Genomic DNA, 19,945 nt, shown 5'->3' on the forward strand with positions numbered 1-19,945 from the left:
TATTGAATTTTGCAGCGTTAGTGCGCCACACCGGCAGCGACGCTCTCATCGATGAACTTGCCTTCTTTGAAACGCATCATCGAAAACTCCTCGGCCAGCGGTGAATGGCCTGTGGCCATCAGTTCCGCCATCGCCCAGCCAGAGCCCGGGATCGCTTTGAACCCGCCCGTGCCCCAGCCTGCGTTGACAAAGATATTGCCAACCGGCGTCTTGGAAATCAGCGGCGAGCGGTCGCCTGTCACGTCTACGATACCGCCCCACTGGCGTAGCATCTTCAGCCGACTGACCATCGGGAAGGTCTCGTTGAGCGCACGTACGGTTTCCTCGATATGGTGGAAAGATCCACGCTGCGTGTAGTTGTTAAACCCGTCGGTGCCGCCGCCGATAACCATCTCGCCCTTATCGGACTGTGACATGTAGCCGTGCACGGTATTGGCCATCACAACCACATCCATGCAGGGCTTGATCGGCTCAGACACCAGTGCCTGCAGCGCAACGCTTTCGACCGGCAGACGGAAACCCGCCATTTCCGACAGATGCGAACAATTGCCCGCAACCACCATGCCCAGCTTGTCACAATCGATGGAGCCCTTGTTGGTGTCCACACCAACAACGCGACCGTTTTCGTTACGCACACCGGTGACTTCGCATTGCTGGATGATGTCCATCCCCATCGCAGAACAGGCGCGCGCATAGCCCCAGGCCACAGCATCGTGGCGCGCGGTTCCCCCGCGTTCCTGCCACAGACCACCCAGAACCGGATAGCGCGGCCCCTCAAGATTGATGATCGGCACCAGTTCTTTGACCCGTTTCGGGTCGATCCATTCAGTCGGCACACCCTGCAGAGCATTGGCATGGGCGGTCCGCTTATAGCCGCGCACTTCGTGCTCGGTCTGCGCCAGCATGATTACGCCACGCGGGCTGAACATCACGTTGTAGTTGATGTCCTGGCTCATCGTCTCATACAGCGAACGCGATTTCTCGTAGATCGCAGCCGACGGATCCTGCAAATAGTTGGACCGGATAATCGTGGTGTTACGCCCGGTGTTACCGCCGCCCAACCAGCCTTTTTCCAACACCGCAACATTGGTAATGCCAAAATTCTTGCCAAGGAAATAGGCAGTGGCAAGACCATGGCCACCCGCACCAACAATAATGACGTCGTAATGACGTTTTGGAGCAGGAGAGCGCCAGGCGCGGCCCCATCCAGTGTGATAGCGCAGGGCCTCACGTGCGACAGCAAAGGCAGAATAACGTTTCATGGGCGAATCCGTGGTTCGAGACTGTTAACGGGTATGCACGAAGCGCAGGACAGACCTGCGCCGTTTATCGTCGCAATCTTGTATGATTGCGACACTGCCTTGCAAAGACGACACCCGTGAATATAGCCGTTGATACTACGCTAGCCCGTACCAATGTGGGAGACGAGACAGCGCGCCGCAGCAGATAGGCCTTTTTTCCGCCCCGGTGGCCCTATAGATGAGAATGAAACCACGGGAGCCGTCATGACCTTCTGGATCGTCATTAGCCTTATCACGCTGGCCACCGCCGCGCTGTTGTCCCTCGTGTTGCTGCGTGGGCGCGATAGCGGCGAGCCGGCCGCTGCCTATGACCTGCAGGTCTATCGCCAGCAACTGCGCGACGTTGATAAGGATCTGGCGCGCGGGGTCCTGCAGGAGGCCGACGCTGATCGCACCCGCACCGAAATCTCCCGCCGTATCTTAACTGCCGATACCCAGGCGCAGGCCGCCGCAACAGGGCGCAGCCAACCGCGCGCTTTCACAGGCGCAATCGCGATTGTTCTGACCGGACTGGTTTGCGGCGGAACCTATTTGCTCTATGCCAACCTTGGCGCACCGGGCTACAGCGACCTTGGTCTGCAACTGCGTATCAACGCCGCGGCCGAACGCGCCGCAAATCGCCCCTCGCAAGCAGAGGGGGAGGCCAGCGCCCCCGCCAGTCCGGAACGCGTGGTAGAACCGGGCTACGCAACGTTGGTGGATCAGCTGCGCAAAACCGCAGGTGAACGGACCGATGATGCAGAAGGTCAGGCGCTGCTCGCGCAACACGAAGCAAACCTTGGAAACTTTGCTGCCGCTGCCGAAGCAAAGGCAAATTATATCCGCATTATGTCGGGCGATGTTGAAGCCCGGGATTTTGGCGAATTGGCAGAACTGCAGATCATGGCAACCGGTGGTTATGTCTCTCCCGAGGCCGAGGACGCGCTGCGAACCACACTGACGCTTAATCGTTTCGATGGCGGGGCGCGGTACTACTGGGGCTTGATGATGGCGCAGATCGGCCGTCCAGATGTGGCCTATGAAATCTGGAGCGAAACGCTCGCCATGGGACCAGAAGGCGCGCCCTGGGTAAATGCCATCTCCTCCCAGATTGAAGACATCGCATTTCGCGCAGGTGTCGAATACACCCCAATTGAACCTGGCAGTATGGCAATGCCCGGCCGTGGCCCGGCCGTCCCCGGCCCCAGCGAAGACGACATCGCCGCCGCACAGGAGATGAGCGTCGAGGACCGCCAGCATATGATCCGCGGCATGGTTGAAGGCCTCTCCGACCGGCTCGCAACAGCAGGCGGCACACCGCAGGAATGGGCGCGGCTGATCGGCGCCCTCGGTGTTTTGCAAGACACCGAGCGCGCACAGGCCATATACGCCGAGGCGCAGCAGGTCTTCGCCGATGTGCCGGATGCGCTTGAAACCATCACGGCGGCGGCAGAAAGTGCAGGATTGACCCAATGATATATGATGAGTTCGAAGCCTTCGCAGAGGCGACCCCCGGCTTCACGCCGATTGCTGGGCTCGACTTTGGCGACAAGACAGTGGGCGTTGCCATCTCGGACCGGATGGGCACTGTTGCGACGCCGCTGGAGACTATTCGTCGGAAGAAATTCACTCTCGACGCCGAGCGGCTTTTCGAAATTGTGAAAACCCGCGAAGTTGGTGCACTGCTCCTAGGCTTGCCTCGCAATATGGATGGGAGCGAAGGCCCCCGCTGCCAGAAAACCCGTGCCTTTGCGCGTAACCTTGCAAAGCTGACAGACTTGCCAATCGGCTTCTGGGACGAGCGATTGAGCACAGTTGCCGCAGAAAGAGCGCTTTTGGAGGCGGATACGAGCAGAAAACGTCGCGCAGAGGTGATCGATCACGTCGCCGCTTCGTATATCCTACAAGGGGCGCTCGACCGGATGCGCCATATCAAGGCAGGATAATGAGAATGAGCGAAGAGCTTTGGAAACGTGATGAGGTGCAATCGCCCTGCATTCAAATCTGTGTTGTCCACCCGGAGGCACGGATATGCACCGGCTGCTACCGCTCCATTGATGAAATCACCCGTTGGTCGCAAATGAGCAACGCCGAACGGGCCGAACTGCTGGCTGCCCTGCCCGACCGCGCCAAAGACCTGACCAAGCGCCGCGGCGGCCGCAGTGCCCGCCTAAAACGCAGCTAACGCGGCGCGCGGCAAACGATGCACTGCAACGGCTAACATCTTAGTGGCGAATAAGAACAAGACCCGCACTCGATCGGGCACCTCGTTAACAGGTTGAAAATCATGCGGAACACCACCTGAACCATTGTTTCGCACGCGAAACAAACAGGCAGGTTGGCTGACCTAAAACGGAAGCCCCTGTCCCCACGCTATAAGCAGCTACTCCTGCGCCAACCAACTATTGGTCCAATTCTCCAACTCAGGGCGGAAATAGGCGATCATACGTCCCTCTTCAGGCGCGCTGGCATCCGCACCCCATGGCGCAACGCCATGCAAACAGAGGCGGTGCATCAAATAGGCCTCGCCGGGCCTGGCAGAGACCACAACCCGCGGGCAGGTCTCGAAGACCTCAGCACGACCGGCAGTATAGGCGTCAGTTACATCAACCTCGCTCCACTCCCTTGCAGGGATGCCATCAAAGGTGGAAGCAAAGACGCGGCGCATGATCACATGGCTGCCTTCCCATATCACCAATGGCGACGCATCCAGGCTGCTGGCATTCAGCGGCAGGCCAAGCACCCAGGCATGCGGTTCCTCCACCTTGCGGCGCCGCTTTTCACCAAAGATCTTCACCCCATCAACATGAGCGGCATCGCGTTTGATCCGGTAGCGCAGAGCCGCTTCACCCTCGCCCGGCCGTGGTCGTGGGTAGCCAGGAAACACTGAAGAGACCTGACCGCGATGAAGATTAGGTATGCCACCCAGATGGGTCTTGATGAAATCTATCGCAGGGCCAGCCAACTCTGGGCCTCCCGGCAAGCGTCCATCAGGATCATTCGGCAGGGCATCCACACCAATAAACCAGGTTCCGTCACATTGCAGCCACTCGGCATTGGCCGGATCATACAGGGCCTTAGTCCCTGCTATGCGAGCATGCTCTGCCCAGGCCAATGTTGCCGCATTCATCGGAAATTGGCACCAGCCCGAATTTGATAAACGCTGCCAGCTCATTGTAAAACCTTGTTAAATGGAGAGATCAAAAGCCCAGAGATTTGCGAAGCATATTCAGCGCCACAAGGATCAGGAACACGGCAAATACCCGTTTCAGGGGTTTGGGATCCATCGCATGGGCCAGCTTCACCCCCCAAGGAGCCGTGACCAGCGTCATTGCAATCACCACGACAAAGGCTGCGAGGTTGACCGCCCCGACCGTGAACGGCGGACGTACTGCCGTATCAATCGGGACGAACAAAAACCCTATGACAGAAGGCACCGCGATTATCACACCAAAGCCAGCGGCAGTGGCGACCGCGCGATGGATCGGGGTTGCGTGCAGGCTCATCAAAGGGACACCGAAACTGCCTCCGCCGATGCCCATCAAAACAGACAGGAGGCCGACCATAGGCGATGCAACAGCGCGGCGCAGACCTTTGGGCATCGCATCACCCAAACGCCACTCCGCTCGTCCCAGCGCCATATAAAGCCCGATCACCAGTGCAAGAATGCCAAACAGTGCCTGCAACGTGGTGGAGCGCAGTGAGGCCGCAACTGTGACGCCGATGATGGCACCAATTGCGATCCCAGGTCCCCAGCCGCGTAGGATTTCCCAATCAACCGCGCCCTTTTTGTTGTGGCTAAATACAGAGCGCAGGGAGGTTACGATAATCGTTGCGAGTGAGGTTGCCAGGCACATCTGCATCAGCTGATCGCCGCCGTAGCCTAGTGTCTGAAACACATAGAAAAATGCAGGCACCAAAACTATTCCGCCCCCGACCCCCAATAGTCCGGCCAAAACTCCGGCCACGGCCCCCGTCACGATCAGCAACCCGGCCATCTGCGCAAGCACCCCGGTGTCTGGCAGCAGCGTCGCAGTGGTGACCAGGCTGGTTGTCATGGTCGACATGGGGGCTCTCCTATCTGGCGGACCAAGTGAGCAGCCCGATGCATATCGATGGTGGATATAGGCGGGATTTCTGCTCGGGCACATCAATCCCCTACACGCGGCGGGGGAAATTGTCTCAGGGTTTCTTATACCTTAGTCGATTATGGCGGCGACCCGTGGTCGCAGGGCTCGGAAAATCGTGGCCCATGTCAGGCAGCGATACCCGTGACTTTTTCCAGCGCCGTTGCGACCAACTGCGTGTCGGCCCCAGGCCGGCTTGCCCCCTCCGACAAGACCCGCCGCCAATTGCGTGCACCGGGGCGGCCAGCAAATAGACCTAACATGTGCCGGGTGATCTGATGCAGGCGCGCACCTTTCACCATTTGATCATCGATATAGGACAGCATCTGCCCAACCACGACAACTGGATCCGCCGCCGTGCCAGTGCCATAGATCAAGGGATCCGCGTTTGACAGGATATCGCTGGGTTGGTGATAGGCCGCGCGCCCAATCATAATGCCATCAAGACCACGCTCCAGATGTGGCAGCGCCTCATCCAGCGAAGCCACCCCGCCATTGAGCGAAATATGCAATTGCGGAAATGCAGCCTTCATCTGATGCACGATATCATAGTCCAGTGGCGGAATATCGCGATTTTCCTTTGGGCTCAGACCCTTGAGCCAGGCCTTGCGCGCATGGATTGTAACCCGCTCGCAGCCTGCCTCCGCGATCCGGTCCAGAAACACTGGCAGCACCGCCTGCGGGTCCTGATCATCAACACCGATCCGGCATTTCACCGTCACCTCGACATCCACTGCCGCGCACATTGCCGCAACGCAATCGGCCACAAGGTCCGGCGATTTCATCAGAACGGCTCCAAACGCCCCGGATTGCACACGATCACTCGGGCAGCCGCAATTCAGGTTAATTTCGTCATAGCCCGCCGCTGCACCAAGACGGGCCGCCTTCGCCAGCTCTGCAGGATCTGACCCGCCCAGCTGCAACGCAACGGGATGTTCGCTTTGATCGTGGTCCAACAAATGCAAAGCGCCGCCACGCACCAGCGCCGGGGATGTGACCATCTCGGTGTATAACAACGCCTCATTGCTCAGCAGCCGGTGCAGATAACGACAGTGGCGGTCGGTCCAATCCATCATCGGAGCCACGGACAATCTGCTACTTACGCCAATCTGCGATTTTACCGCTTTTTCCAATACTTAGCTCCGAGTATTCAAGTCCGTCTATGTTCGATATCTTGCCATTTAGGCCAATTACCTGCTGCATTTACAACACGTGTTATAAAATGAAAGGCCATGTTGTAAATCATGTGAACCATCATAAAGCGTCGTCGCAAGAATGGCACCATAGCTTGGCTCGCACAAATCTCAGTGATGCGGCAAGGTAAAGTCTTACTTCGCGAAAGTCAGACATTCGAGCGCAGATCAACCGCTGCCGCGTGGATTGAAAACTGCGAAGAACGTCTTGCACGACCCGGTGCTGTTTTCTCCATCGCGAGACCCGCCTGGGGCTTCCCATTACACGCGCGGGCTATGGAAGACGCCCGGAAAGTCGCTGACTAACTAGGTATCACTGGCAAGAGTCGCGAACGTGGTAGGCGCCCCACGCTCGCTGAACTAGATCAACTCATGCAGCACTTCCTCGACCGCTCGCGACGTCGCCCCAGGTCAATCCCCATGCATAGGATCATTGCCTTCGCCATCTTTTCCACCCGACGACAGGAAGAGATCGTCCGCATTCGCTGGAAAGAACTCGACGTGGAAGGCAAACGCATATTGGTCCGGGACATGAAGAACCCGGGCGAGAAGATTGGCGACGATGTCTGGTGTGATCTGCAGGAACAGGCTCTAGCGATCATCGAGGCCATGCCATTGATAGAAGACGAGATATTCCCTTACTCAACGGATGCTATCAGCGCAGCGTTCACGCGCGCCTGCAAACTTCTGGAAATAGAGGGACTGCACTTTCACGATCTCCGGCATGATGGGGTCTCACGCCTGTTCGAACCTGGCCTCAATATTCCGTACGTTGCCGCCAATTCAGGCCATCGGTCTTGGACGTCACTAAAGCGCTATACTCATCTGAGTCGAACTGGCGACAAGTACGCTGATTGGACTTGGCTGGCAGAAGTCACGAAGCGAGACAACTCGCTCAAGTTGGTTCGAAATGGCCAGTTTCCACGGAAACGTCGCTCAGACAGAGGCGTCCAGCCGAAGTAAGGTTCTGGGTGCAAGTGACAGCGCTGGGATGAATCCATGTAAGGCATACTGATTATTGCGTGATAAGTCAGTAAATATGACCTATTCGCAAGTGTAAGCCAGTTTCGTTATGCCCCTGCCCTGTCACTCACGACCCTTATCGGACATTCACCGTACTATGCCTCCGCTGCGGTGCGGCCCGTTGAACCAGCCGTTCGCCGCGAATGCAAAGTCGGATAGTGTGCGAACTCACAGTCCTTGATGGATGTTCCCCATAAAAGTCAACTGCTGGACGAGGCGACTTGAGCGCTGAGAATAACGTGCTGTATCCGAACTATGGAGGTCTCTTAGATATTTTGATGATGCCATTTCATAGGGAAAAATTGGGGCTGACTGGGGAAAAGGGGCTTTTGACTACCCAGAGGCGGTACGCTTACGTGCCGCCGAAATCTGCATCATCAAATCCAGCTCATTGAACAGCTGCCATTCCTGAGCAACCTGTCCCTGTTCCACCCGCCATTGGGTAATGCCCCATATTTGGCAGTACGCGCCCGACGGATCGCGGTAGACCGCTCCACCAGTGTGGGTCCCCGTGGCACTCCACCGTGTTGAGATGAGCCAACCGTCGGTCTCATTTCCCATCCAGTAGACTTCATCCACCTGCAGACTAAGATCCGGAAAGGCCTCGCGCAAGCCGGATACATAAGCAGCATGGGCTGCGTGGCCTTCAAACGCCCGGTTGGTTGTGCCCTCAAAAGCAAAGCCTTTCTTGTATGATTGCGCCGCAATGCTACCGTCGCCATTCCAAATATTGTCGTGCAGATCTCGCGCAAAACGGTCAGGATCGAATCCCTCCACTGGCTCAGCGCTCGATAGAGGAGCCCGGGGCGCCGTTGCTGCGCGGAGGTCATCCCACAATGCATTGTCACGCGGCCATCCGGCTGGCGGATCGCCAACAAGGCGCTCTGCTTCTTCCCACAGATCAATGCCAAGCTGTTCAAGCATGGCGGAGGTATTGTAGAGCACATGTTCAAGAAAGATATCGTTCCCCAATGCCACGCAATTGGCGATGACCATGACGCTAATGTCTTTACCAGTTGCCTCACCATAACGGCTGGGCCCGGTGTTCTTGCCCTGAATGCGCGTCAAATGAGAGGTGTGAAAGCCGATTTGGTCATTTCCGGCCCAGATCACCTCTTCGGCGTCCAGAATAATGCCCGGATAGGCACCGGTGGTATGATGGGTGTCCGCAACAATTTTTTTGCTGCCGGTTTGAAGTCCATAGTCGTCATAGACCAAACTGTCCGGTGCATAACAATCAGCGATGTATTCCACACCACTTTCATCGGTTTCCCAGATGCGGTGGGTGATACGCACGATATAATCCACAATGTTGCGGTACTCCGGGTCAAAGCCGCTCAGACTTTGTGCGGGACCGAAATCATCTGGAATACGGACACCACGACCGCGCGTGTAGCCATCCAAAGAGATCGCAAAATCCGTTGGCATATGTGCGCGGGACAAAGGTGCTGCAGGATGGAAGGTTTGCCGCGTCCGGTTGTTTTCAAAGCCGCTCATCTCAGGTTCCTTTCTGAATACTGACCAGCACATCGATCCCTTGACCTAGGAGGTAGTGCAGCATGTCGATGAAAATCCAGTTCTCAGCCAGTTTGTCGCCGTCACGGCGGTACATATCCACGACCCGCATCTCGGCCAGCGCATCATTGGCAGGCACGCCCATGTAGTTGCCGGTGTTGCGCATGCGCAGGCAAGGCCACCACATCACACCGCTAAAATTGCCCTCAGCGGCCGTGATCTCTTCGGTGAGGATATCAACCGTATCGAGTTTGTGCTCAAAAGGCCCTGTATGGCCGCGCCGATAGCCCGGAAAGCCAAGACTCGCACCTATGCCAGTGGGGCCAAACCAGTTCATGTCGGGGTGCCAGAACTGCGCCATGTGATCGGTGGGCGAGGTGTAGGATTTGGCCAAATCGGCCAACATGTCGTAGGTCAGATCAAATGTCTTCTTGGTTTCGCCTGCATCCTGGGGGCTTTGCATTACACCATCATGGGTTATTGGCCCCGGAGACATGATGAACCCGCCGGAATGCTCAGCGAGCCATGGGTTCAGACCAGCCTGTGAAATGACGGCAAAGATGTCGAGGAATTCGACCACCTCGGCGATCTTGTTGCCCTCAATGCGATAGAAGGAGACATATGGTACGTAAGTCGTCTTTTGCGTTGGTGGGATGGCCAGCCAGCTTTCGTTGAAATCACCCAGAAAGTTACCCATTTGCACAACCCAAAGACCGGATTGGCCAGGCAGGTTGTTGTGGCCACCCAGGAAGATATCAGGGCGTCGCTGCAGCATTGGCATCGCCGCCTTCAGCGGCGACCAGACCTGATCAGCCACAGCTTGCGGGCCCTGCAACTCATTGAAGGGATGCACTCCGCGATACTTCAGGTTCTCCGCACAGGCCGCCTCAAACACGGCCCGCGTTTCACTATCAGTTGCTGCTTGATCCAGCTTGTCGATAAACCTTGCGATCAGGGCCTTGGCGGTCGAGATATCACTCATGGCTGAGCGTCCTTTGTTGTGCGGGCGAGGATATCCACTCCCTGTTGGTTCCAGAAATGCAATAGGTCGATGAAGATCCAATTCTCGGTCAGCTTGTCGCCGTCACGCCGGTACATATCGATCACCCGCATGTCGGAATATTTGCCCGTCGCGGGCATGCCCATGAAACCGCCCTCTGGCAGTATGGTCAGGTTGGGCCACCCAAAAAAGCCGCCAAACTCACCCTCGGCGAGGCGGCATAGATGACCGTTAAAAGTCATATCGCCCAGGCCATCGCGGAACGGGCCTGAGTGCCCCCGGATGTAGCCGTCAATTGTATAAGACGCGCCAATGCCGGCAGGCCCCCACCATATCATGTCGTCATTCCAACTGCGTGGCAGTTCGATTTCGAGGCCCTCTGGCTCTCGGTCTTTCCAGTCGCGGATGTCACCGATCATGAAGTTGATCGCAGCAAGCGTTTTCTCACCCTCCAAAGGGTCTTGCGGATCAAAGCACAAGCCCGTGTGCGTCATTGGGCCAGGTTGCACCATGTGGGTGCCGGTTTGGGGCGGAAACGGCTGCAAACCGGCCTGCATCATCACCATCGGGATATCAAAGAACATCGCGGTCTCGGTGATCTTGCCATCTTCAAGTTTGTTGAATTCGCAATACCGCATAATCCCGATCTTGCCGGTGGGAGGGATGCCCAGCCATGGCTTTTTGAAGATCCCCATCAGATGTCCCATGGAGATCACCCAGGTGGATTGAAATCCGTCCATTTCATTCTTGCCGGCAATAAAGATATCCATGCGCCGCTGCATGCGGGTGAACGCCTGACGGAACGGCTGCCAGAACACGCGGGCCACGTCCTGTCCGCTGGTTTGCTCGTGAAACGGATGATAGCCGCGCCAGATGTAATCATCCGCGACGAAACGCGTCATGACATCCTCGATCATGGGCCCTTCGGCGCTATCCAGGGCGGCATAATAGTCGCGCACAAGGCGCTTTTCAGATTGGAAATCCATGGTTTTACCCTTTGACGGCACCAGCTGTCAGGCCGCTAACGATCTGGCGTTGGAAGAAAAGAACAAGGAAGAACAGCGGCACAATGGCGCTGACAACGGCTGAGACGGCAAACATCACATTGCCCTGTTCGCGCACGGTGCCAAGGAAGCTGGCTATACGGGGCACCATAGTTTGGTTCTCGGAGCTCAGCAGCATCGAGGTTACGGTGAAGTCATTGTATGCAAGCAGGAAGGAAAACAGACCCGTGGTGATCACGCCCGGCCACATCACCGGAATGATCACATGGCGGAAGGCCTGAAAGCGTGTGCATCCATCGATCAGCGCGCTTTCGTCCAGATCCTTTGGGACGTTCAAAAAGAACGAATGCAACATCCAAAGCGTAAAGGGCTGGTTGATCGCGACCAATACCACAATGGTCGTGCTGAGACGCCCCCAAAGGTTCCACTCAAAGAACGGCAGCAAATAGCCCGAAACCAGAGTAACGTGTGGCATGGCGCGGAATACAAGAGCTGCAATCAGGATAAAGAAAGCATATCGAAAGCCCGAACGCGCCAAGGCATAGCCACCCAGCGTGCCCATAGTCAGCGAAACAATGACGGTGAAGAACACCACAATAGAAGTGTTCATGACGTTGCGCCAGAATTCCTCTTGTATCCACGCCCCGCGATAGCCATTGCCTGAAAAGGCATCGCCGGTCTCGACGGTCGTCATCACCCCGTAGATGGCATTGCGCCAGTCGGCTTTAGAAAAGAAGTCCCCCTGGACCTTGAAAGACCCCCAGACGGTCCAAATAAATGGGCCGATGGCGATCAGCAACCAGAACACCACCATGCTGGTAGCGAACCATCCAAACAGGCCGAACTTGCCTTTTGATGTCGAGCTCATGTCAGCCTCCTCAGGTCGGCTTGCGGTTGAAGTCGCGCCATGTTCGGATCAATACTGGCGTCAACAGAATGCAGACCGCGACAATGGTAATCACGGACGTGGCGGCAGCCGAAGCATACAGCTTGGTGTCTCCAAAGAGGTCTGTGTAGATTGCAACACTCAGAGAGCTGGCCTTGGCCTGTGCAGAAAAACCGATGATAGGTTCAAAGACGCGCAGGCCATCCATCAATTGCATCAAGGTGATGAAGACCACCAGCGGCATCATGAAAGGCACAATCACATAACGAACCTGCTGCCAGCGCGAAGCACCGTCGACCTTGGCGGCCTCAAGGGTTTCATGAGGCACAGCCTGAAGGCCGGCATAAAAGACTACAAAGGCAAAAGGCGCGTTGTGCCATATGCCGTAGACCATCAACATGATCCACGTCAGCGGGGCGGATGCCTTGAGCGATAAATCATCATCGTCAAAGATCAGTTGAAGCGTGGCCCCCAAAATGCCATCTGCGTCTACCATCCAGAACAAGATCAAAGAGCCTATTAGTGGTGTGACAATCATCGGCAACAGGGAGGCAAAGATCGTCGGACCCTTGGTAATCGCCGGCAGGCGGTTGACGCCCAGTGCAATAAACAATCCAAGGACCAGCACCAGCGGCGTAACCACAAATGTATAGACCAGTGTAAAACTGAAGGCCTTGTAGAGCGGCAGATTGTAGACGCCCTTGATGAAGTCTCCGGCCGTATCCGTCTTGCCCCAAATCTCTGATATTTCTCCAAAGGCCAAATGACTGCGGTTGGTATAGGTGCCCAGACCATTGAACCGTCCCAAAGGTGCTTCTTCTCGCAGGGCGTCCGTGGCCTCATTATCGATTTGCAGGACTTTGGTGCAGTTGAATGGACCGCAGTTTTCGACCTCCTTCATGACCTGCTCGTGCTCTACAAAAAGCGATTGGATCGCGACCGAAACAATCGGCAGAGCGATAAACAACAGCATCGCGGCCAGTGAGGGCAGGATGAACCAAAAGAAGAATCTATGTGGCATGGGGCGTCCGACAGGATGATGTAGCGGCGCAAAACGCGCCGCCACAGGTGACTTATTTCAGGAAACCTTGCTCGGTCGCGGCAGTGATGTACGCCGCTTCGATGTCGGCCAGCGTCTGCTCAGCGCTCTCATTGCCCTGCAAGAAGTCTGGAAGTTCCTGGAAGAATGCCTGATGCATCAAGCCCATGAAGGGCAACATCGGATAGGGCTCTGCACCCATCCCGGCTGTTGCTGCAATGCCTTTGGCGGCAGCACCGGGCACGTAGGCATCACTCAGCCAGACGGCCTTATCGTTGTTGGCCTTGACCATATCATCAGAGATACCATGCACCAGCGCAATGAAAGTGGCTTCCGCGTCTTCATCGCTGATGTTCTTGGCGATCGTAAATCCGTCCCACCAAAGGGTAGAGGCAGGCGTGCTGCCACCACCAACCGTTGGTGCTGCAACCGGCATTGTGGCAGAAACGATTTCGGCCGTGGAGCCTTCATCATCCAAAAGCTGCCCCCCAGTAGAGCCCCAAAGCTGAGCCATGGCAATGTTGCCTGCTTCCCAGATCGGTGCGACAGTTGACGTGTTGTAGGTCAGGAAGTCGGGGTTGGTGTACCCCGCCAGTTCTTTCAACATGTTCAGCGTTGCGATGCCGGTTTCATTGTTTACAGCAGGCTTGGCGGTGCCTTCTTCAAAGAACGTGCCACCATGGCCGAGATACATGTTCACGAACTCTTCGCCCAGATTCCAGTCGGACTTGAACAAAGCGGCAAAAGGGTACTCCATGATCCCCGCTTCGCGGATGGCTTTGGCCACGTCTAGTACTTCTTCATATGAGGTCGGGGCGTCTTTGCCGACTTGCTCAAGAATGTCGCTGCGCACAAACAAATGCTGTGCATTGGCCATAAAGGCCACGGCCATGACCTTACCATCGATCTTGATCAGTTGGTTGGGCTTGAGGCTTTGGCCATGTTTGGCGACAAGATCATCCAAGGGGCGGATCAGACCATCATTCAGCAGTGGCACGATGGAGGAGTTAGCGACGATCTTGGATGTGTATTCAGAGGGGTTCGCGCTCATCGCGGCAACTGAGATCTCGTTGTGCTGAGCGGTGTGGTTCTTGTTAAAACCAATACCGTCCGTTGCGCAGGTTTCGGCCGTTGATACCACGACTTGGAGCGCGGGGAAATCATTGGCCAGAATGCTGATGTTGCCGCTGGCAATACCGCAGCCCGCAAAAGCGACCCCTGCGTTTAGCGCAATCGCGGCTACCGTAGCTGTTCCTAATTTTTGAATATTCATTTGGCTTATCTCCCTAGGTCTTTGGCACTTTGTTTGTTCCGAACTGTCGCTTTCAGTTTTGCATGCGTAGTCAAAATAATTCACCAGTTTTGATCTTGCCTCAACAAGAATTTTTTTCATTGGATTTTTTTGACGTTGCAGCAGGGATCACGGCCGGGCAGGCAAAAAATTTGATAATATTTGAGTTTCATATATAGTTAAAAATCAAATAGTTAAGTTGAAATCTGTCTGTGTGCCGCGATCCAATCGACCCGGTTACTATGGAGCGAAAGATATTTGACGACTTAGATCTTGAGTTCAAATATTGACTGCGCATTCAAAAAGTAGTGAATTTTATGCAAGAATCAGAATCAACACGCTATACCCCTCCAAAAGGTCGGCACTGGGTTTTGGTGGATGGGTTTCGGCATAAGAGGATCTCCAAGTGGGCGAAAAAGTAACTTCCTACATGGTCGCTGAGCGGGCTGGTGTCAGTCAATCGGCAGTCAGTCGGGCCTTCCAGCCCGGGGCGTCGGTTTCCGAAAAGACGGCGCGCAAAGTGCGCAAGGCCGCGGCAGAGCTGGGGTATCGACCAAATACGCTCGCCCGCGCGATGGCCTCAGGCAAAAGTCGAATTGTCGGCCTTGTGGTCGCTTATTTCGAAAACCAGTTTTACCCCGAAGCCATTGAAAAGCTCGCCAACACACTTCAGGAAAACAACTATCACGTGCTGATGTTTATGTCCTGGGACGAAACCGAAGCCCCTGAAACCGTCATCAATGATTTGCTGGGCTATCAGGTCGATGGCATTATCGCTGCCTCGGTGGGTATGACAGATGTACTGACCCGGCGTTGCGAGGCCGCTGGCATCCCTGTCTTGTTATTCAATCGTCATCAGGGGGATGACAAATTGTCCGCCGTTACCTCAGATAACTTTTCTGGCGGGCGCAAACTTGCGGAATTTCTGGTGCAAGCAGGTCATAAGCGCATTGCACATGTCGCCGGTTGGGACGGCGCCTCAACCCAACGAGATCGGGAGGCAGGATTTCTGTCAGGGCTTGCGGCTCACGGCGTGACGTTGTTTGCGCGCAGTTGTGGGAACTACCACTATGATCAGGCCCAGGAAGCCGCGCGCGTCCTAATGCGCGCACCGGTGCGCCCGGATGCTATTTTTGTTTCGAACGACCATATGGCCTTTGCCGTCATGGATGTGATCCGGTCCGAGTACAATTTGCGCATCCCGGAGGATATCTCAATTGTTGGGTTTGACGATGTCGCCATGTCGGCTTGGCCTTGTTTCGATCTTACCACAGTTCGCCAGCCCACAAACCGGATGGCAGAAGAGACCGTGCGGATATTATTGCAGATGATTGAAAACAAGGACATGGTACCGTGTCGAACTGCACTGGATGGCCCCTTGATCATTCGCGGCTCATCGCGGATTCCTGTGACCACCAGCGCAAACGACGTCGGGTAGCAATAATTGCGATAACTCAGACCGGAACCAAGGAGTGCTGCAATCGCGAGCTGCAACGATTTTGAAAGCCAGTTTTCGCGGTAAAGCAAGCCCGGCCTCTGAACCAGTTTTTTACAACCCTTTTTACGCTTCAAAGTGGTCTTCCATAAACTTCAATTGGATGCCGATTGATCAACGACGTAAAGCAGCGGCAGCCAAATTCGACTCTATCGACCGGCTCGCACCCCCATTGCATCGGAATCTTCCAATCAAGACTGCGCAATGAAATTTATGATCAGAAACTGGCTGTTGGAATGGGCCAAATTCGAATCAGAGTCTCAAGTCCGGAAAGGTAAAGGGTATTTGAATGGCCGTTTTGATCTTTCAGATGAGACGCTCTCGCAGGTGCAGCGAATTCACACTTCCCGCCCTGGTGTCGATCGGTGCCCTGCAATTGGGAAGTGAGCCGCCTGCCCTAAAAAGCCCATAATCTGGGCCCTAGATCTGTTCGTTGAGCAAGTGACTTTAGCGGCTAGGTCCAGCATAGTTTTGCAACTGATATATGCACCATCTCACTTGCCTTGTTATTATGGCCAACTCAGGTTGTTGCAAATATCGTGAATTTCCATCCAAAGCGCCCTTCAACCCGGTCGGCGTTGTGTTGAGCCTTCTCTCCTAATCAGCAACCCGTTCTATCACGGTACCGAATGGCGGCGCCTGTCCGAAGATCATGCCCGACATCGCGCGGTAGTCTCGGCGCAGGTCATCGAGCATCTTTCCAACGAGACTGATGGAAAATGTCGGTGCAACTGCTGTTGCGAGATCAAAGGCCGGGCGGTTGAAAAACATGCGCGCGTGGGCAACGCGGTCTGCACCAAGCGCGCGATCAGCCAGTGCCCGTTCGCTCAGATCCGATCCGAGAAGTTGATAGGTGTCGTATTAGTGCCGCTACACGCGTTGACCGCTGCCCTTCAGTTCCCCACAGATGTCGAACCAACGTCGCTGGCCGTGCAGGATGACAATCTTGTCCCAAAATGTTCGCTCGACATCGACGACAGTGACGTTACCGACCGTCAGATCAATATCCGGCACATCCTCTTGGAGATAGGGACCGATGCTGCGCACTGAATTGGGATCAAGCGCTGATTTGGCCCCGGACTCGATTTTCACAGCTTTGGCAATGTAGGCATCAAGCGGTGTCGCGGTCGGATACCGCAGATACAGTGCCTGGAGGTCGAGAGAGAGGCTCCTGAGCGTCCGTCGCGAAGGTTTCCCACTGAATACCGAGATTATCGATACCGAGCGTAACGCCAGTGGCCGCTACAAGGTTGAGGTGTCACGCGGTGAAAACGTGGATAGCGTGTCATCGGAGTGGCTCTCGCGCCCCGATGACGAGCCGCATCTGTCGCTCGTCGATCCGTTCGCCCCGGTCGAGGACCGGGCAGACCGGAGCCGCACCTGCACGGTGCAAAATACCGCGATCCGGGTCGAGGCGCATCGCGACAACTCGGAGAAGCTCGGGCTTGTCCTGCCCGATGCGGATGAACCCATCGCGCCGGCGCATTGGTCCTTCGGCCAGCTCTCGAGCCTCGTTGGCGCACCCGCGGCCTATCTGCGCCAGCTGTCCGCCCCTCTGCTGGGGATCAACCTGCAATACGGCCTGACCAGCCATCGCGCCGAGCAAATCAAGACCATAGAAGTCGCGGATGGGCGCACGGAACTGCGCGCGGTGACCGGCCCCGACTACGGGCGCATCTACGACCACGAACCGGTTTCCGCCGTTCAGCGCATTGCAGGCTACGGCACGGCTGACACCCGCTGGAAGGTCCCCGGCGTGCTGGACTGGTCCACCGGCATCTACAACCCGCGCATGGACGTGACGAAGGAGACGATGACGCTCTATGCTTCGGACCGCGACGTGTTCCTGTTCCTTGTCGACGACCTCAACCCGATCGAGACGGGGTGGCTGCCAGAACCGCAACCTCTGGGGCGCTGTGGATTTTCAGAGATCACGATCCGACACTCGAAATACGCTGCCTCCCGCTTCGCCGAGTCCTCGCCCGCGCCCTTCATCGACGGCATCCGCGCGGCGCGCGAGAAGATTGTCACGCGGCCGGACGACAACCGTGAGGACTTTCTGCGCAAGCGCGGGTTCTCGGAAGCGGAGACAGGGCGGATAGTCAAGACAGTGCTGGCCGAAGAAGACCGCCCGCCCGAGAGTGTCTTCGACTTCGTTCAGGGGATCACGGCCGTGGCTCGGTCAAAGCCGCAGCAGGATGCGCGGTTGGTGATGGAGGAGAAGGCGAAGGGGCTGTTGGAGAAGGTCAGTTGAGAAGCCTTTAGCGACGGCTTGCTGATAAGCCGTCGCTATATATTGAAGAATGCAAAGGGGACCGGCCCACGGCGCTTTGACTGAAGCGCTTTCAGTGCTTTCGACCGTGCTTAAGCGTTGCCGGCTCGGAGGACACCGGCCTTTCCAGGATACTGTGCTTTCGGGTTTTGGCGCCAGACGAACTCCACAGTAACGGGAATGCGATGCTGATTGGCAAGTCGATCGACCTCTTTCCATGCATCCGCGGCTGACTGACCCTGAATCGAGATCCCGAGCTCCGTATAGTACCGGTAGCCCTCTTCCTCATAGCTGGAAGCCTTTGCCGGAATACCCAGTTCCCGAACCAGCTTCTCACCCTCGAACCCTTTGGACTTCAATCCTACAATCATCGAGTTCAGGATTGAGGCCCATTTCGGATTCTGGATCAGTTCTCCGTCGATGGATGCTTTCATCGGCTTCGTGAATGTAAGGCTTGGTGCAGTGTCAAATGTCAGTACGCCACCATCCGAAGTCTCGGATGTTTCCAGCACTTCATAATCACGTTCCATACCAAGCTGTTCCATCGCCTCTTGGACGATGCGATCGATCGTTTCACTTGGCGACTTGGTTCCGAACCAGACTTTGAGCGTGCTGATATCGGCAAACGTTGCGTCATTAATCCTAACTACGGGCATCATGGCCATCTCGCTTGGTTTTGGTATATGGAATATGTAACATGGATTCTGCCGTGCAGTCAAGAAAATATGTTACATATTTCCAGAAGGGCGATTGAGAGTGAGAGAGGTGCCGGGTTTTCCGTGACGGGTTTGGAGGTCGGGAGAGAGGCTCCCGGTTGGCCTGTCACGGAGATATCCCAATGACCAAGCAACAGAAAATCACCCTCAGCGCCTCGCGCGACATCCCCTTCAACAAGCTGATGCTCAGCCAGTCAAACGTGCGCCACGTCAAGGCGGGCGTAGCGATCGAGGAACTGGTCAAGGACATCGCGCGGCGGACGCTGCTCAGTTCCATCACCGTGCGGCCGATGCTGGACGACAACGGCGCCGAGACCGACAGCGCCGGCGCGGCGGGGGGCTGCAGGACCGGGTCAACTACCACTGGGGCCGCGTCTTCCTCGCTGCATGGTTCGCAACGATCCTCAACCTCGGGCTTGAGAGCGGTGGTGAGAGCGAGGACGATGTCGCAACCGCCATCCGCGAGGCTGCACAGGACACCATAGGGCGCACAGGCAACGAGATCGTCCGCCAACAAATCGCGGTTCCCCCAACATTCACCATCCGCCCTGGATTTCCCGCCCATGTCATGGTCACCCGCGATCTGATCCTCGAGCCATTGGGAGAAGTAAGATGACGAAATTGAAGCTGAGTGCCACCCCCGACGAAAAACCCGTCAAGGCCACCGTGGAATTGCCCGCAGATGTTCATCGGGATCTGATCGACCATGCACGCGTTCTGGGCAAGCAGACCGGCCGAGAGCTTGCCCCACCACGACTGATCGCCCCCATGTCAGCGCGTTTCATGGCCACCGATCGCGGGATTGCGAAAGCGCGCAAGACTGTGGATGCAGCATCGCGTCAGAAGGTGTCCGGAAAGACGACCGAACCGCCCTCAGACACTTGAATCTGGCCACCCGCGGCCTTCTAACAGAAGGGCATCCGCTACGATTACACACAGCTTGCACAGGCCCGCCACCTAACCCGTTGATCTGTTAGCGGTCTCGCTCCACTCCTCCATAGGAGAGACGGACAAGCACGCTGCATCAAGAGCGGCAATGTCGGGCATTCTGAGCTCTTCAATGGCCCGCGATCAGGGTTTTACATCCAGATTGCACATTTACTG

The 19,945-nt window shown here is 56.2% G+C and carries 21 protein-coding genes and 1 pseudogene; 9 read left to right on the plus strand and 13 right to left on the minus strand.

Translation table 11 applies throughout. From position 1 onward, the window contains the following. Positions 1-17 precede the first annotated feature (17 nt). Complete coding sequence (locus ACEWZM_RS02015; RefSeq protein WP_414004857.1) at positions 18-1,262, minus strand: sarcosine oxidase subunit beta family protein; 1,245 nt, start codon at positions 1,260-1,262, stop codon at positions 18-20. A gap of 243 nt (positions 1,263-1,505) precedes the next feature. Here ACEWZM_RS02015 and ccmI point away from each other — a divergent pair, with 243 nt between their 5' ends. Genes ccmI through ACEWZM_RS02030 form a run of 3 tightly spaced genes read left to right on the plus strand, consistent with a single transcriptional unit; the run spans position 1,506 to position 3,465 of the window. Beyond that, positions 1,506-2,756, plus strand: coding sequence for a c-type cytochrome biogenesis protein CcmI (gene ccmI / locus ACEWZM_RS02020; RefSeq protein ID WP_414004858.1), 1,251 nt, complete (start codon positions 1,506-1,508; stop codon positions 2,754-2,756). Further along, positions 2,753-3,226 (plus strand): Holliday junction resolvase RuvX, encoded by a 474-nt coding sequence (ruvX, locus tag ACEWZM_RS02025; protein ID WP_414004859.1) that lies wholly within the window; start codon positions 2,753-2,755, stop codon positions 3,224-3,226. Before ccmI ends, ruvX begins: the two co-directional genes overlap by 4 nt. 5 nt (positions 3,227-3,231) lie before the next feature. Beyond that, positions 3,232-3,465: a DUF1289 domain-containing protein gene (locus tag ACEWZM_RS02030; protein ID WP_414004860.1), complete on the plus strand. Its 234-nt coding sequence runs from the start codon at positions 3,232-3,234 to the stop codon at positions 3,463-3,465. Between the two features lie 198 nt (positions 3,466-3,663). On the opposite strand, the gene ACEWZM_RS02035 is transcribed toward ACEWZM_RS02030, so the two are convergent. The 3 genes from ACEWZM_RS02035 to dusA form a co-directional block, all read right to left on the minus strand. Next, positions 3,664-4,455: a hypothetical protein gene (locus ACEWZM_RS02035; protein WP_414004861.1), complete on the minus strand. Its 792-nt coding sequence runs from the start codon at positions 4,453-4,455 to the stop codon at positions 3,664-3,666. Positions 4,456-4,480: 25 nt separating this feature from the next. Then, a complete protein-coding gene (locus tag ACEWZM_RS02040; RefSeq protein ID WP_414004862.1) occupies positions 4,481-5,347 on the minus strand; it encodes a sulfite exporter TauE/SafE family protein in 867 nt (288 codons plus the stop codon). A 188-nt stretch (positions 5,348-5,535) separates the two neighbouring features. Continuing rightward, positions 5,536-6,540 (minus strand): tRNA dihydrouridine(20/20a) synthase DusA, encoded by a 1,005-nt coding sequence (gene dusA, locus ACEWZM_RS02045; RefSeq protein ID WP_414004863.1) that lies wholly within the window; start codon positions 6,538-6,540, stop codon positions 5,536-5,538. 372 nt (positions 6,541-6,912) lie between these two features. Between dusA and ACEWZM_RS02050 the strand changes: the two genes are divergently transcribed. Continuing rightward, the gene (locus tag ACEWZM_RS02050; RefSeq protein WP_414007926.1) at positions 6,913-7,563 is read left to right on the plus strand and encodes a tyrosine-type recombinase/integrase; all 651 of its coding nucleotides are present in this window, start codon (positions 6,913-6,915) and stop codon (positions 7,561-7,563) included. A gap of 393 nt (positions 7,564-7,956) precedes the next feature. On the opposite strand, the gene ACEWZM_RS02055 is transcribed toward ACEWZM_RS02050, so the two are convergent. The 6 genes from ACEWZM_RS02055 to ACEWZM_RS02080 all read right to left on the minus strand — a co-directional run bounded on the left by ACEWZM_RS02055 (position 7,957) and on the right by ACEWZM_RS02080 (position 14,340). After that, the gene (locus ACEWZM_RS02055; RefSeq protein ID WP_414004864.1) at positions 7,957-9,120 is read right to left on the minus strand and encodes a nuclear transport factor 2 family protein; all 1,164 of its coding nucleotides are present in this window, start codon (positions 9,118-9,120) and stop codon (positions 7,957-7,959) included. Position 9,121: 1 nt separating this feature from the next. Further along, on the minus strand, positions 9,122-10,120 hold the full coding sequence (locus ACEWZM_RS02060; protein ID WP_414004865.1) for a nuclear transport factor 2 family protein: 999 nt from the start codon (positions 10,118-10,120) through the stop codon (positions 9,122-9,124). Next, positions 10,117-11,124 (minus strand): nuclear transport factor 2 family protein, encoded by a 1,008-nt coding sequence (locus tag ACEWZM_RS02065; protein WP_414004866.1) that lies wholly within the window; start codon positions 11,122-11,124, stop codon positions 10,117-10,119. The genes ACEWZM_RS02060 and ACEWZM_RS02065 overlap by 4 nt, the downstream gene beginning before the upstream one ends. 4 nt (positions 11,125-11,128) lie before the next feature. Beyond that, the gene (locus ACEWZM_RS02070) at positions 11,129-11,956 is read right to left on the minus strand and encodes a carbohydrate ABC transporter permease (RefSeq protein WP_414007927.1); all 828 of its coding nucleotides are present in this window, start codon (positions 11,954-11,956) and stop codon (positions 11,129-11,131) included. Positions 11,957-12,020: 64 nt separating this feature from the next. Then, a complete protein-coding gene (locus ACEWZM_RS02075; RefSeq protein WP_414004867.1) occupies positions 12,021-13,049 on the minus strand; it encodes a carbohydrate ABC transporter permease in 1,029 nt (342 codons plus the stop codon). Between the two features lie 52 nt (positions 13,050-13,101). After that, positions 13,102-14,340 carry an ABC transporter substrate-binding protein gene (locus tag ACEWZM_RS02080; protein ID WP_414004868.1) on the minus strand — a complete coding sequence of 413 codons (1,239 nt, stop codon included), beginning with the start codon at positions 14,338-14,340 and terminating at the stop codon, positions 13,102-13,104. A gap of 448 nt (positions 14,341-14,788) precedes the next feature. Between ACEWZM_RS02080 and ACEWZM_RS02085 the strand changes: the two genes are divergently transcribed. Continuing rightward, positions 14,789-15,796 (plus strand): LacI family DNA-binding transcriptional regulator, encoded by a 1,008-nt coding sequence (locus tag ACEWZM_RS02085; RefSeq protein WP_414007928.1) that lies wholly within the window; start codon positions 14,789-14,791, stop codon positions 15,794-15,796. A gap of 654 nt (positions 15,797-16,450) precedes the next feature. On the opposite strand, the gene ACEWZM_RS02090 is transcribed toward ACEWZM_RS02085, so the two are convergent. Then, a complete protein-coding gene (locus tag ACEWZM_RS02090; RefSeq protein WP_414004869.1) occupies positions 16,451-16,624 on the minus strand; it encodes a hypothetical protein in 174 nt (57 codons plus the stop codon). Positions 16,625-16,723: 99 nt separating this feature from the next. Continuing rightward, entirely contained in the window at positions 16,724-17,089 is a 366-nt protein-coding gene (locus ACEWZM_RS02095) for a nucleotidyl transferase AbiEii/AbiGii toxin family protein (RefSeq protein WP_414007929.1), read from the minus strand. Here ACEWZM_RS02095 and ACEWZM_RS02100 point away from each other — a divergent pair. Further along, positions 17,052-18,107: a DUF932 domain-containing protein gene (locus ACEWZM_RS02100; protein WP_414007930.1), complete on the plus strand. Its 1,056-nt coding sequence runs from the start codon at positions 17,052-17,054 to the stop codon at positions 18,105-18,107. The two genes, ACEWZM_RS02095 and ACEWZM_RS02100, sit on opposite strands and share 38 nt — an antisense overlap. A gap of 110 nt (positions 18,108-18,217) precedes the next feature. On the opposite strand, the gene ACEWZM_RS02105 is transcribed toward ACEWZM_RS02100, so the two are convergent. Then, positions 18,218-18,784 (minus strand): T4SS efffector SepA family protein, encoded by a 567-nt coding sequence (locus tag ACEWZM_RS02105; protein ID WP_414004870.1) that lies wholly within the window; start codon positions 18,782-18,784, stop codon positions 18,218-18,220. A gap of 179 nt (positions 18,785-18,963) precedes the next feature. Between ACEWZM_RS02105 and ACEWZM_RS02110 the strand changes: the two are divergent. From ACEWZM_RS02110 to ACEWZM_RS02120, 3 genes and pseudogenes are all read left to right on the plus strand, one after another. Further along, positions 18,964-19,158, plus strand: a pseudogene (locus tag ACEWZM_RS02110) (hypothetical protein); the annotation flags it as partial. A 23-nt stretch (positions 19,159-19,181) separates the two neighbouring features. After that, positions 19,182-19,457, plus strand: a complete 276-nt coding sequence (locus ACEWZM_RS02115) for a TrbI/VirB10 family protein (RefSeq protein WP_414007931.1) — start codon at positions 19,182-19,184, stop codon at positions 19,455-19,457. After that, positions 19,454-19,726 carry a DUF2274 domain-containing protein gene (locus ACEWZM_RS02120; protein ID WP_414004871.1) on the plus strand — a complete coding sequence of 91 codons (273 nt, stop codon included), beginning with the start codon at positions 19,454-19,456 and terminating at the stop codon, positions 19,724-19,726. The genes ACEWZM_RS02115 and ACEWZM_RS02120 overlap by 4 nt, the downstream gene beginning before the upstream one ends. Positions 19,727-19,945: the final 219 nt, after the last annotated feature.

It is taken from the genome of Phaeobacter cretensis (assembly GCF_047372505.1).
Lineage (GTDB): Bacteria > Pseudomonadota > Alphaproteobacteria > Rhodobacterales > Rhodobacteraceae > Phaeobacter > Phaeobacter cretensis.

What these genes read in the sequence shown, in the direction of transcription:
- ACEWZM_RS02090 (WP_414004869.1), bottom strand. Translation starts at nt 16,624, where the DNA reads ATGTTTTTCAACCGCCCGGCCTTTGATCTCGCAACAGCAGTTGCACCG.
- ccmI (WP_414004858.1), top strand. Translation starts at nt 1,506, where the DNA reads ATGACCTTCTGGATCGTCATTAGCCTTATCACGCTGGCCACCGCCGCG.
- ACEWZM_RS02015 (WP_414004857.1), bottom strand. Translation starts at nt 1,262, where the DNA reads ATGAAACGTTATTCTGCCTTTGCTGTCGCACGTGAGGCCCTGCGCTAT.
- ACEWZM_RS02035 (WP_414004861.1), bottom strand. Translation starts at nt 4,455, where the DNA reads ATGAGCTGGCAGCGTTTATCAAATTCGGGCTGGTGCCAATTTCCGATG.
- ACEWZM_RS02030 (WP_414004860.1), top strand. Translation starts at nt 3,232, where the DNA reads ATGAGCGAAGAGCTTTGGAAACGTGATGAGGTGCAATCGCCCTGCATT.
- ACEWZM_RS02105 (WP_414004870.1), bottom strand. Translation starts at nt 18,784, where the DNA reads ATGATGCCCGTAGTTAGGATTAATGACGCAACGTTTGCCGATATCAGC.
- ACEWZM_RS02040 (WP_414004862.1), bottom strand. Translation starts at nt 5,347, where the DNA reads ATGTCGACCATGACAACCAGCCTGGTCACCACTGCGACGCTGCTGCCA.
- ACEWZM_RS02065 (WP_414004866.1), bottom strand. Translation starts at nt 11,124, where the DNA reads ATGGATTTCCAATCTGAAAAGCGCCTTGTGCGCGACTATTATGCCGCC.
- ruvX (WP_414004859.1), top strand. Translation starts at nt 2,753, where the DNA reads ATGATATATGATGAGTTCGAAGCCTTCGCAGAGGCGACCCCCGGCTTC.
- ACEWZM_RS02075 (WP_414004867.1), bottom strand. Translation starts at nt 13,049, where the DNA reads ATGCCACATAGATTCTTCTTTTGGTTCATCCTGCCCTCACTGGCCGCG.
- ACEWZM_RS02080 (WP_414004868.1), bottom strand. Translation starts at nt 14,340, where the DNA reads ATGAATATTCAAAAATTAGGAACAGCTACGGTAGCCGCGATTGCGCTA.
- ACEWZM_RS02060 (WP_414004865.1), bottom strand. Translation starts at nt 10,120, where the DNA reads ATGAGTGATATCTCGACCGCCAAGGCCCTGATCGCAAGGTTTATCGAC.
- ACEWZM_RS02055 (WP_414004864.1), bottom strand. Translation starts at nt 9,120, where the DNA reads ATGAGCGGCTTTGAAAACAACCGGACGCGGCAAACCTTCCATCCTGCA.
- ACEWZM_RS02085 (WP_414007928.1), top strand. Translation starts at nt 14,789, where the DNA reads ATGGTCGCTGAGCGGGCTGGTGTCAGTCAATCGGCAGTCAGTCGGGCC.
- ACEWZM_RS02120 (WP_414004871.1), top strand. Translation starts at nt 19,454, where the DNA reads ATGACGAAATTGAAGCTGAGTGCCACCCCCGACGAAAAACCCGTCAAG.
- ACEWZM_RS02070 (WP_414007927.1), bottom strand. Translation starts at nt 11,956, where the DNA reads ATGGTGGTGTTCTGGTTGCTGATCGCCATCGGCCCATTTATTTGGACC.